Origin of the sequence: Clostridioides difficile ATCC 9689 = DSM 1296, from assembly GCF_001077535.1 — a bacterium.
GTDB lineage: Bacteria > Bacillota > Clostridia > Peptostreptococcales > Peptostreptococcaceae > Clostridioides > Clostridioides difficile.
Genome location: NZ_CP011968.1, coordinates 530,820 through 544,038, shown reverse-complemented (window position 1 = coordinate 544,038; position 13,219 = coordinate 530,820). Strand labels below are relative to the sequence as shown.

Here is a 13,219-nt window from a genome sequence, read left to right as displayed (position 1 = left end):
TATTTTACCAATTAGCTAACTGTTATCTTACTAATTAGCTAGTTGCTATCTTACTAATTAGTTAGCTGTTATCTTACTAATTAGCCTTTGATTCTTCTTCCAATTCAACTTCTATCTGATTTCTTATATCTCCCATTATTGCTCTAGGTACTGGTATATCCAACATAGTTTTAAGACCTGGTCTAGCATTTATTATTAATGGAATAGAGTTTACTATCATTGCATAAGTACCTACTCCTCCAGGTATTTCAGGATTTATTTGTAAATCAATGTTTGGTATACCTTTTATTGATACATAGTCTCCTGTTTTAATACCTTCTGCTTCTGGTATTATCTGTTGTGGATGCTCCATTTCAATTAAAACTTCTCCATTTACATATCCATATCCACATTGTCTACAACCAGCAACATTTCCAGCCAATGCCTCTCCGTACTTAGATTTTCTATCTACTGTAGTCATTATTGGCTCTTTTGTTTGTTCTATCTTATCTAATTTCCAACCTAATCCATCAGCTATCATATTTATTGATTCTACAAAACCTACATGACCTGCTATAGTCTTATCTTCTACACCTTTTATAAATTCTTCCCTTGTTACTCCAACACCTTGTTCCACCATAACAGACTTTCCAAATGGAGATAAATCATTTACTCTCTTAGCTTTTATACTAGTAACTTCTTCACAAGTACCTGAAAGTGCCAATACTAGTAAATCTAATACAAATCCTGGATTTATTCCTGTTCCAAGTATACTTACTCCATTTTCCTTTGCAACTTCATCCATTTTTTTAGCTAAATCTGCATCATCAGCTTGTGGATATGCCATTTGTTCTGCTGTTGATATAACATTTATTTTTCTATTTAATAAGAAAATTATTTTATCAAAAGCCTTTTTAGTAAATGAATCAGTTGCTAACAAAACAACATCTACACTTTTTTCTCTAAAAACTTCTTCATAATTTTTATTGATAATAACTTCTGGTCTTTCTCCTCTTTCAATTCCTAAAACATCATACATACTTTTCCCTGAAGTACTTCTACTACAAACAGATACTATTTCTATACCTTCTTTCTTTAGAATCATATTAGCCATACCTATTCCCATAGCTCCAAATCCCCATATTCCTACTCTTACTTTTCTCATATATACACCCTCCTAAAAATTTATATATTCTCAATAATTAGTTAAAGCATAAATCGTGCCAACTTTAAAATTAAAGTAAATATTTATTGGAACGTTGAAACTATAATTATTTTATTATGTATTTTCATAAATAAAAAATAATATTTCTTATGAGAAATAAAAAAAAGAGCAAAATATTTTGCTCTTTTATAATAATTTTGCTCCTCTATTTTGCTTTTTTATTTTACTTTGATTTTGTTTTTTTATCTTGCTTATTTATAATATTTTGATATTATATTTTTTTATTTTATACTGTAAATTTTGCCTATTCATACCTAAAATTGATGCAGCTTTAGTTATATTGTAAGATGCCTTTTCTAATGATTCATATATATACTTTTCTTCTATCTCACTGATAATCTTACTAAGTGTTTTGTCCTCCAAATCGTTTAAAGAATAATTGTTACTCTCTTTATTCTCTTTAAGATTGTAATAGTCGTTTAGATTAATCATACTTGTTTCTATTTGTACCTCATCTTCCATCATACTCATAGTACAATAAATTATGTTTTCTAGCTCTCTTATGTTACCTTGCCAATCGTAATTTTTTAAAATTTTAATAGCTTCATCTGAAATTCCTACCACTTTTTTATTTAACTTTTTATTATACTTTGAAATAAATTTTTTGCACAATAGAGGTATGTCCTCTTTTCTATCTCTAAGAGGAGGAATTTTTATATGAATTATGTTAAGCCTATAATATAAATCTTTTCGCATTTTATGCTCGTTTAAAATTACCTTTGGACTTTCATTTGTCGTTGCAATAATTCTTACATCTATAGGTATATCCTTAGTTCCTCCAACCCTTCTTACATAACCTTCTTGTAAAACCCTTAATAGTTTAGCCTGTAACATAATAGGCATGGAATTTATCTCATCCAATAACAATGTCCCTTTGTTAGCTTGTTCAAATAAGCCTGGCCTATCTATTGCTCCTGTAAATCCTCCCTTGCTAGTTCCAAAAAGAATACCTTCGAATAGTGATTCCGGCAAAGCTGCACAATTTTGTGCTATAAATGGATAGTTTTTCCTATTACTTCCATAGTGAATGGACTGGCTAAATAACTCTTTACCCGTTCCAGTTTCACCGTATATAAATACTGAAGCATCAGACTTGCAAGCTTTCTTAGATTTAGCTATTGCTTCTTTAATCAAATTACTTTCCCCTAAAATATCATCAAATTCATAACCCTTTTTTTGTCTACTACTAACTTTATTGACTAAATTTTTTTTATAATTTCTGTTTAGTAAATTTTCTATCGTTGTCATATTCTTTGATATTTCAAGTGCCCCTACAAACTCGCCTTTAATATCAATTGGTATTGTAGTATTAATTGCTGTTATCTCTTTTCCATTTTTATCCAGATATTTTTGAATATTGTCTTTGATAACTTCCCTTTTTTCCAAAACTTCTAATAGTGTACTCCTGTTTATTTTCATTTTGTTGACTATATCAAAAAATGAATTGGTTAAAATATCATGTCTGTTCATTTTTTCCATTTTTTGTACAGAATTATTGTAGATTATAGTTTTCCCGTCTTTATTAACAAAATGTACCCCTTCATCAATATTTTCCAATATTTCATTCATTATTTTAAAAAATATCTCTTGGTTCAACTATATCACCCCAGTACCTAAATATATAAAAACCCAAAAAATTAATAAAATGTTGCTATTGTATTTATCTTATCATATATTGATGATATTTTTTATGTACATTATATTAATATATTTTTAAGTATATTTAAAATTTTATTTATATATCTTTCATTATGGTTATATACAATATTTGAATTGTCATTAAATATACCAATAGTTTTATATATTATTGATTTTATTAAAAAAAGAGATATACAAACTAATAAGTTGTAATCTCTTTTAAACTCTAAATTAGAATTACTCTAATATATAACTTACAATATAATCCAATGTCCTGTTTATAGTAAAAACCACATTTAAATTTTAGATTGGATGAAAATTATTAAGATTATTTATAAACTCAAATTGTTACTCTCCTTTTTCTTATTATCTTTTGAATGTATTCTTTAGTTAAAAAGTTTTACTTTCTCATATATTATAAAGGAAGATAATTTTTTACAAATAATCCACTTAATAGCATCCTTACTTTAAACCTAAAGTTCCTCTATTCCAATTTCTTTTAAGTATTCATACACACCATTATAAAAATTTGGCTGCATTGTAATATCACTCTCATCACCTATTGGGACAAATATAATAAAGCCTTGCCTTGCCCTTGTAAGAAGAACTCTATATGCATTTTTTAAGTATAGTATATTATCTTCTTTATTGATGTTCTGCCATTTAGTTCCATTGAAGTTATAGTATTCAAAATGGTTATTCTTAAATCTTAAGTTCCCATCCCAACAGACAATTGTCCAGTCTAGCTCTAAACCTTGGATATCAAACTCTGTTGCAGTTTCTTCTAAAAAATATGAAGCTCGTACATCATCCTTACCATTAAGAAACCAGTTTGTAGCATCAATTTTATTTTGTACCCACACTCCATACTTTCGAAGCCGTTTAGCTCCAGAACTTGCAGTCATTCCATAACGCTGTGAACCTTTTGATTTATCTCTCACCCACTTTTTAGCTAATTCCAAATCCCTAGTAACACATATAGGGTAATCTTTTTTAAATTGATTATATAATTCCTTTGCAGCAACTTTATCTACATCCAAAACAGCTTTAACAAAGGTTGATACATTTTCACTTCTAAAAGAACGTAACGATACAGATAAGTGCAAATCATCAATTATTCTATAATTAACACCTTCTGTTAACTCATCAAAAGAATTACCTTTAGAATATTCTTCATCAATAATTTTATTTGATATGTAAACATCCCAATCAGAATAATTATTTCTTAGTGATTCAAACCAACCTGATATTCCATCTGACTCACCTTTATTTATCTCTTGACCTCCACCAATCAAACAAACAATAGTCGCCCATCCTATATGACGATTTAAAATACTAATAAGAAATTCAGGCTCTGACATATTAAAGTCTAATACGCCTTTTTTTCTTTTCATAAAGTTAGTCAAATTAGGTTCATCCCACGCACGTTGTGCTTCATCAAAAATTGTGACTCTTTCAATAGGTGGTGTATCAACAGATATAGCTTCATCTCTAAAATGATGAATTATCTGAATAAATTCTTTCGCTTTTCGAATCGCTTCAGATTTTCGTATTCCATTTCTGGTTACATCATCACGAGCTAGTGCTTCTTGTAAAACATCAACTAATGGACCATTTCCAGAAAGGAAGACTGCATGTTCATTTTCATCTACTTTTTGTCGCTCAATGGCAATATTAAGGCCAGCAAGTGTTTTACCTGCTCCTGGAACTCCTGTGATAAAACATATTGATTTTCTGTTATGAGTCTTACTATAGTCTATAATTTTATTTATAGCTTTAGTTGTTTGATTTAAATTTTTAGCACTTGCATCATTTCTTGAAATATCTTCAACATTATGGCCCATATATAAAGCTTGTGCAGCTTCAATAATTGTTGGAGTTGGCATGTATAACGAGTTTATCCAAGTGTCTGAATTAAATGAACTTCTATTATATGTAGTACAAATCTTCTTTATGTATTTTCCTATATTAAACTCATTACAACAATAAGTTTCTAAAATATTTTCCTTCATCATTCTTATTCTTTGGTCTTTTTGAGGGGCTTTTGTACAAATAAGTATTGGTACTAAAAGTTTATCATGACTTTCTTTGTGAAAACAATTAAGGTCAAGGGCATAGTCTGTAACTTGTTCAATTGCATGCCTAGGATAAGTGTCTTCATCAACTTTAAATTCAAGGAGAAAAACAATGCCCTTGTAAATTAACACATTGTCAATTCTACTGCCTATTCGTGGTATTGTATACTCAAATAATAAGTGTCCATCTTTGAAAGTTGAGAGCTCTCTTTTTAATATTCCAATTTCCTTTTTCCATGTATTCTTTTGTAAGTCATCAGCCGCAAATTGATCATTACACGTTATCTCACCAAATATAGTAAAAATATCTTTGACTATAAATTCATTTACACTACTTGAATAATATGCTCTTTTCATACATCTTCCCCCTTTATATCTAATATTCATTTTATAGCCTACATCTATACTACAATCTAAAACTTGACTCCTATACTTTATAAATACACTACATAGATATGTTTATGTACGGTACTTTGATAATAATTTTTCTTTGCTAAGTACATTATAAACTATTTAATTAATATGTTTTTTCCATATATGCTTATTATATTATAAAATGGATAGCGCATCATTTAAATCATTGATTAAATCTTCACTATTTTCAAGACCTAAACTTATTCTAATTGTGTATGGTGACACATTTAATGCCTTGGCTTGTTCTAAAGTCATTTCATTTAATATAGCTATATTTGGAGCAAATACTAAACTTTCATGGCCTCCCCAACTCACTCCTATTTTAAATAAATCTAATTTATTTACAAATTTTTTAACATCATTTACATCCTTTGCGTCTATTTCAAAACTTAATAACGCAGTATAATTAAGCAACTGTTTCTTTGCTAGTTCTTTTTGATTAAAATATTTAGATAATGGATGATATACCTTAGTAACTGCTGAATGATTATCTAAAAATTCAACTACTTCCTTAGCATTTTTGGTATGTACTGATAATCTAGCGTGTAAAGTTCTCAAACCTCTTATAACTAAAAATGCTTCAAATGGTGCTAATTTTGCACCATATAAAGCTAATTCACTCCCTCTTATTTCTTCTATATCTTTTTTACTTCCAATAATACATCCACCTACCACATCTGAATGTCCATTTAAATATTTAGATAAAGAATGAACTTCTAAATCAATTCCCATCTCAATACATCTTTGATATAATGGTGTAGCCCAAGTATTATCTATTACTGTTTTTATATTGTGTGTTTTTGCTAGTGCTACAATTGCCTTTATATCTTGCATTTTAAATACTGATGTTGATGGACACTCTAGGTATATTAAAGTTGTATTTTGTTTTATAGCATTTTCAAAATCTTCTATTCTATCACCTTCAACTATTGTATTTTCTATATTTCCTTTCTCCTTCAATTCCTTTGTTATAAAGTTCATTGTAGGATTGTATAAATTATTTGAAGCTATTATATGGTCACCATTTTTTACAAAATGAAGTATAGCACTTGATATAGCACCCATTCCTGAACCAAAGGTTATACTTGCTTCAGCATTAGCTAATGCAGATAACTTTGCTTCTAAAATATCATTAGTAGGATTTTTAGTTCTTGAATAAAGATATCCATCTTTTGAACCTTCAAAATATGCTTCTATATCTTCATATGTACTTCTTGCGAATATTGATGATTGATATATAGGTGGGTTTACAGCTCCATAATCGCCATCCAAATTTTCTCCTACATGATTCATTAATGTCTCTATCTTATATTTATTTTTATCCATGTTCTAAATCTCCTTATGAAATATTTTTATATATGAAAAATACATTTAACATAGCTTATTTTTTATAAGCTATGTTAGGTAATAAAGTTAAAATATTCATTATGATACTTTATTAGATTGTTTTTTATCCTTTGAATTTTTATATGTACCTATCCCTGTAACTGCTAAGATTACTGCTATAATTGGAGTTCCCCAGTTCACTATAGACCAAAGTGCGTATTCTCCAACATTAACTCCTAGTGTCTGAGTGAAAAATATTGCTGCTGGTGTCCAAGGAAATAAAACTTCTAACAATGTACCTGTATCTTCTGTAGTTCTTGATAGTACCCTACGATCTATATTATTCTCATCGTATTTATCTCCAAATATACCTGCTGTTACAAAACTACATGCTATACCATTTGCAGTCATTGCTATCATTGCTATTCCTGTTAATAATGAAGAACATATTATAGCCGTTCTAGACTTAACCCACCCAAATATCACATTTACTGTTGCTGGCATAGCATCAATACTTCCAAGTACTCCAACAACAAATAATATAGATGTTGATATTGGCAATAATTTACCTAATTCCCAGAAGCCACCTTTTTGGAAAAAACCTAATATATAAGCTTGTCCTTCTATAGGTTTTGCATATTCATGCCAAGTTACCATATCTAGTGAGAATCCACTGTTAAGTCCTATAAGAACATCTGCCAAAGAAAAACCTTGAAAGATTACTGCAAATGCAAGTGATAAAAATGCTGCTATTGTCATTACTGGTATTGCAGGTTTTTTCATTGCTGAACCTACTAATACTATTAAAAGAGGTATAAATAAAATTATATTGAAATTGAACATTCCTGATAAATCTGCCAATAATCTAGTTATTTCTGGACTATTTAAATTTGTATTTGTTGCTGGGAATATAAACCCACAAGCAATATATATAACTAAAGCTATTATAGTTGCTGGACCTGTTGTCCATAACATAGATGCAACATGGTCATATAAATTAACTTTTGACGCTATTGCAGCTATATTTGTTGTATCTGATAGGGGTGACATTTTATCACCAAAGTAAGCTCCACCTACTATAGCACCTGCTATAATAGCATTGTTTGCTCCTATTGCATTACCTACCCCCATCATTACAACTCCTATAGTTGCTGCTGATCCCCAGGAAGTTCCTGTAAATGAAGAAAACAATGCTGACAATATTAATGCTGTAGCATATACAAATCTTGGATTTATCAATTTAACTCCATAATATACTAACATAGGCATTAATCCACTCATAATAAATCCTGCAATAAGTGGACCTATTACTAATAATATTATTAATCCTGGTAAAGCTCCTTTTACACCATCTAATCCACTTTCAAATACTTCTTCCCACGTTTTATTTGTTGTAACCACTATAAATAGCGATATTATTGATGCTGAAATAAACATTATTGACTCTATTGGCAAACTATATTCCGGCTTATTGTTAATCATTGGAAGTAATAGCCCACAAAATAAAACTGCCATAAACAAAACTATAGATATAGCCTGCTTTTGAATTGTAACTTTTCTCTTCATTTATTATTTCCTCCCACTTTTATTTACTCATTAATTCAATTTTTAATAACGTTTTCCCTTATCTAACAATAAAATTTACTATCTTATATTTATATTCAACAATATATTTATATATATAAATATATTGTTGAATATTTTATTATAAACTCCAGTTTATTCTTAAACTATTTTCTTAAGTGAATTTACTTTCTATATCTTTTAATCACCTCCTCTCTCATAGTGTTTTATTAATTGTACATAATAAGTTATCATAGCTTTGTTTATCTTTTATCTTATCTAGTACAAATAATCCTCTGATATTGAAACCTTAAAATTTTTTGATAAGTCTCTAAAGTTATCTCCTGTTATTGTTTGTTTTTTCCCTCCCATAGATATTACTTTTACTAATATCTCAGCCGATTTTTCTACTGTATCCATAAGACCAAATGTTAAGTCCAAAGTTTCTCCTGAGCAGAACGTTCCATGATGAGCCCAGATTACTATGTTATGTTTTTCCATTAGATTTTGTGTAGCTTTTGCTATCTCTATCCCACCTGGCACCATCCAAGGTACGATTCCAATTCCTTCTGGAAATACAGCTGGACATTCTGTAGCCATCTCCCATAATTCTCTTGTAAATACTTTACCCTCAAGAGGCAGTATAAAAGTTAATGCTATGAGATTAGTTGTATGTGAATGCATTATTACTCTATGTAATCCATTTGTTTTGTCTTTTTTTATAGAATGACTCATTAAGTGAGATGGAAATTCACTTGTTGGTTTAGCCTTATCTAATCCCCAAACTATTGCATAATTTTCACCTTTTTCATCTATTTTAACAATTCCTACATTTTGAACAGTATTTATAGAAATATTTCTCATGAATTTGCCACTTCCTGTAACTAAGAAATATTCATTAGCTAAATTTTCGACTGTTACACCAATTGGAATATATTCTATTTCTTCTGTTATAAATTCTTTTATTCCAGATATTTCTTCAGGTGTTAATCTATACGTTATATTCCCCCCATTACGCTCATGCCATCCCTTTAACCAAGCATCATAAGTTATTTTCATAAAATCTTTGATAAAGTTCATTTCCATTATAGACATATACCCTTACCTACTTTCTATTTAATAATTCTGTTAATTCGTACTCTTTTACTACTTCTATCCAATCTTCTTTAACAGCAACATTATTAATTTTACAATAATAGTTCCATATGTCTCCCATTGGATATGTTTTGAACTCTTCCATTATAGCCAATCTTTTTGTAAAATCGCCTTCGTCTTGTAATTTTCTTAATTCTTCATGAGGCATTAACATAGCTGATAACAATGCTTTTATCATATTTCTAGTTCCAATTACCCATGCTGCTATACGATTTATACTTGCATCAAAGAAGTCTAGTCCTATTATTACTTTATCCAAAGCATCATTTCTTACTATTTCCTTGGCTATTTCTTTTAGTTCATCATCTAATATAACTACATGGTCACTATCCCAACGCACTGGACGACTTACATGAAGTGCAACTTTATCTGAAAATAATAGCATTGATGATAATTTATCTGAAACAAGTTCTGTAGGATGATAGTGCCCTGTATCTAATAATGAAATTATGTTGTTTTTACTAGCAAAATTTAAGTAAAACTCATTTGACCCAACTGTATAAGATTCTACACCTAATCCAAAAACTTTTGATTCGACACAATCTAAATTATATTCTCTGTTTATCTCTACCTTTAATATTTCTTCTAGTGATTCCTTTAAGCGTCTTCTAGGACCTAATCTATCACTTGGTATATCTTTGTATCCATCTGGTATCCATATGTTTGTTAAACAAGTCTGACCAAGCTCCTTTCCAAAGTATTCGCCTATTTTTCTAGAAGCTATGCAATGCTTTATCCAAAAATCACGTATTTTTTTATCTGGGTGTGACAATGTTAACCCATCACTTGATTTTGGATGAGAGAATATTGTTGGGTTAAAATCTAATCCCAATCCTCTTTCTTTAGCCCATTTTACCCAATTTTCAAAATACTCTGGTTTTAGCTCATCTCTATCCACAAAGCTTCCACCAGTTTCTGCATATATAGCATGTAAGTTAACTTTATGTTTCCCTGGTATTAAACTTAAAGCCTTATCCAAATCTCGTCTTAACTCCTGAGGATTTCTAGCCTTTCCAGGATAATTTCCTGTAGATGCAATTCCTCCTGATAGTCTTTGTTGATTTCCTTCAAACCCTGTTACATCATCACCTTGCCAACAATGAATAGATATTTTAACTTTAGATAAAACTCTTAATACTTCCTCTACATTTATTCCCCATTTTTCATATTCTTTTTTAGCTACTTCATACCTTTGCTTTAATTCCATCACTTATCTCCTTTTTCAGATTAATTATATTGAATTATATCAAATGAATTTCTTATTATATCTCTCGCCTGTTCTAAATCATTTAGCTCATTCTTAGCAATTAATTGACATACTATATTACCTAATGCTGTAGCTTCAACAGGTCCTGCTAATACCTTTTTACCACTTTCTTTTGCTATAAGCTCATTTAACAGTTCATTTTGACATCCTCCACCAAATACACTTATAGTTTCTAATTTTTCTTCTATGATTTTTTCTATTTCATTTATAGATTTACTATAACTTTTTGCTAAACTGTTAAAAATACAATATGCTACTTCTCCAACTGTTTGTGGTTCTGTTTGATTAGTTTCTATACAGTATTTTATTATTTCTTGTACCATATTTTCAGGATTTAAAAATCTATCATCATTTACATCTACTATTGATTTAAATCCTTCTGATAGTCTTGCATGCTCTACTAGTTCTGTAAAAGAGTGCTTACTGTCATAACACTTTCTAGCTTCTTGTATCATCCATAAACCCATTATATTTTTTAAAAATCTATATCTATATTCATATCCACCTTCATTAGTAAAATTATAATCTAAAGCCTCTAATTTGCACTTTGGTCTTTCTAACTCTACTCCTAATAAAGACCATGTTCCTGAACTCAATAAAATGCTTCTATTTTTTACAGGAGTAGACATGAAAGCTGAACCTGTATCATGAGTAACTGGTAAAATGACTTCTAAATCACATCCTAACTCTTCTACTAATTCTTTCTTTAAACTACCTAGTATTGTTTTGGGAGTTTTTATTTTAGCAAATAACATCTTGTCAAATCCAAGTTTATTTATTATTTCTTCATCCCAATTATTTGTTGTTGTATTTACTAATTGTGTAGTTGTTGCATTTGTATATTCTGTAACTTTTTTCCCAGTTAATAAAAAGTTAAAATAATCAGGAATCATTAGAAAGCTTTTTGCCTTTTCTAATAAATCTGGCTGTTGATTTTTTATTGCTAATAATTGATATATAGTATTAAACTTTTGAAATTGTATTCCCGTTTTTAAATATAGTTCCTTTTTATCAATTATTTTAAAGGCTTCTTCCATAATTCCATCAGTTCTATTATCTCTGTATGATACACAGTTACCTAATATATTGTCTTTTTCATCAAGTAACACAAAATCTACAGCCCATGTGTCTATAGCCACACTTACTGGAATTTTATTTATTTTTATACATTTTTTTATCCCATTTTTTATTTCAGAAAATAGCTTTGATATATCCCAACAAAAATGACCATCTTTTTTAATCAAATTATTCTTAAATCTATATACTTCTTCTATTTCCAACTTTCCATTATTTATATAAGAGATAATATGTCTTCCACTAGATGCCCCTATATCAATTGCTAAATAGTATCTCAAGACTTTTCCTCCTTAGATTTATTTATTAATTGAATTATACAAGATGTTAGTATATTCATTTAATATCTAAATTTGTCATATTTATTAACCTAATTTGCAATATAACTTTATTCTCAATAATAATTTTCAAAATATAATATCTTCAGAGCTATTAAAATGGTTTATTTAATAATAAAAAAGAATCTATTTTATAGATTCTAATTTTACTATTGACTATTTTTTATATTTTTTTTGTATTCTTTTGGTGTAATACCATACTTATTTTTAAATATTTTATAAAAATAAGTTAAATTTTCATAACCTACATTTTCTATAATTTCAGCTATTGATAAATTAGTAGATACTAATAATTCACATGCTTTACTTAACCTTTTTTCTTGCACTAAATCTTTAAAAGTATATCCAAGATGTTTTTTTACTAGTTTACTTATTTTATAATCACCTTGATTCAAATTACTTGCAATTTCAGATAAACTACCTTTCTTGTAGTCCTTATCAATATATTTTAGTATTTCTATAATCATCATCTTTTCATAATTATCTACTGCATGATTTTCTACATCTTCAGAATTTTTAACTAATTCTACTAATAATAATCCTACTAATAATTTAATCTTTACCTTATTAACCACACTTGGTTCATACAATTCTATTATAATTTTTTCTATTATATCTTGAATCTCTTCTTTCTCAGATACTTTAAAATATATATATTCTCCAAGATTATAATTAGTATATAATGTAGTCATTAAAAAGTTCATTATTTTATTATCATTTTCCAACAAAGATATAATATAATCAAAAAACTCTGGTTTTATTATAAAATTAATTATTATATCTTCTTCGTCACTAGCTTCTATTTCATGAATAACATGCTGATTTAAAAATATTAATTCTCCTTGTTTTAAATTAATTTTATATTCATCTATAGTTTGTACTAACTTTCCTCTATAAACATAATTAAATTCTATATAATTATGCTTATGTTTTGGAAATTGTGCAAATCTTGTATGTTTTCTTATATGTATCAACTCATCTATATTCAATAATTTGTTGCTATCTATTATAAATTGAGAATTATCAGTATAAATACTTTTATCTATTATATAATTTCCTTCTAATATATTTTTTTCTTCTTCTGTTATTTCCCTCAACTTATCATGAATATATTGTCTCATGAGCTACCTCCTTAGTTAGTTCAACTACTAGTTGTTTCAATTTA

9 protein-coding genes are annotated in these 13,219 nt (G+C 28.4%); all 9 read right to left on the bottom strand.

Features of this window, described 5'->3' with window-relative positions; translation table 11 throughout:
• Window positions 1–76 precede the first annotated feature (76 nt).
• Window positions 77–1,144, bottom strand: coding sequence for a 2,4-diaminopentanoate dehydrogenase (ord, locus tag CDIF1296T_RS03055; RefSeq protein WP_009895461.1), 1,068 nt, complete (start codon window positions 1,142–1,144; stop codon window positions 77–79).
• A gap of 255 nt (window positions 1,145–1,399) precedes the next feature.
• Window positions 1,400–2,800 carry a sigma-54 interaction domain-containing protein gene (locus tag CDIF1296T_RS03050; protein WP_009895459.1) on the bottom strand — a complete coding sequence of 467 codons (1,401 nt, stop codon included), beginning with the start codon at window positions 2,798–2,800 and terminating at the stop codon, window positions 1,400–1,402.
• Between the two features lie 515 nt (window positions 2,801–3,315).
• Window positions 3,316–5,274 carry a DUF2075 domain-containing protein gene (locus CDIF1296T_RS03045; protein ID WP_009895456.1) on the bottom strand — a complete coding sequence of 653 codons (1,959 nt, stop codon included), beginning with the start codon at window positions 5,272–5,274 and terminating at the stop codon, window positions 3,316–3,318.
• Between the two features lie 192 nt (window positions 5,275–5,466).
• Complete coding sequence (locus CDIF1296T_RS03040) at window positions 5,467–6,657, bottom strand: trans-sulfuration enzyme family protein (protein ID WP_009895454.1); 1,191 nt, start codon at window positions 6,655–6,657, stop codon at window positions 5,467–5,469.
• 99 nt (window positions 6,658–6,756) lie between these two features.
• Window positions 6,757–8,223 carry a Na+/H+ antiporter NhaC family protein gene (locus CDIF1296T_RS03035; RefSeq protein WP_009895453.1) on the bottom strand — a complete coding sequence of 489 codons (1,467 nt, stop codon included), beginning with the start codon at window positions 8,221–8,223 and terminating at the stop codon, window positions 6,757–6,759.
• Window positions 8,224–8,499: 276 nt separating this feature from the next.
• Window positions 8,500–9,315, bottom strand: a complete 816-nt coding sequence (gene rhaD, locus CDIF1296T_RS03030; RefSeq protein WP_009895452.1) for a rhamnulose-1-phosphate aldolase — start codon at window positions 9,313–9,315, stop codon at window positions 8,500–8,502.
• Between the two features lie 10 nt (window positions 9,316–9,325).
• Window positions 9,326–10,582, bottom strand: coding sequence for an L-rhamnose isomerase (gene rhaA / locus CDIF1296T_RS03025; RefSeq protein ID WP_009895451.1), 1,257 nt, complete (start codon window positions 10,580–10,582; stop codon window positions 9,326–9,328).
• A 20-nt stretch (window positions 10,583–10,602) separates the two neighbouring features.
• A complete protein-coding gene (gene rhaB, locus CDIF1296T_RS03020; RefSeq protein ID WP_009895449.1) occupies window positions 10,603–11,997 on the bottom strand; it encodes a rhamnulokinase in 1,395 nt (464 codons plus the stop codon).
• Between the two features lie 206 nt (window positions 11,998–12,203).
• Window positions 12,204–13,175 (bottom strand): AraC family transcriptional regulator, encoded by a 972-nt coding sequence (locus CDIF1296T_RS03015; RefSeq protein ID WP_009895448.1) that lies wholly within the window; start codon window positions 13,173–13,175, stop codon window positions 12,204–12,206.
• Window positions 13,176–13,219: the final 44 nt, after the last annotated feature.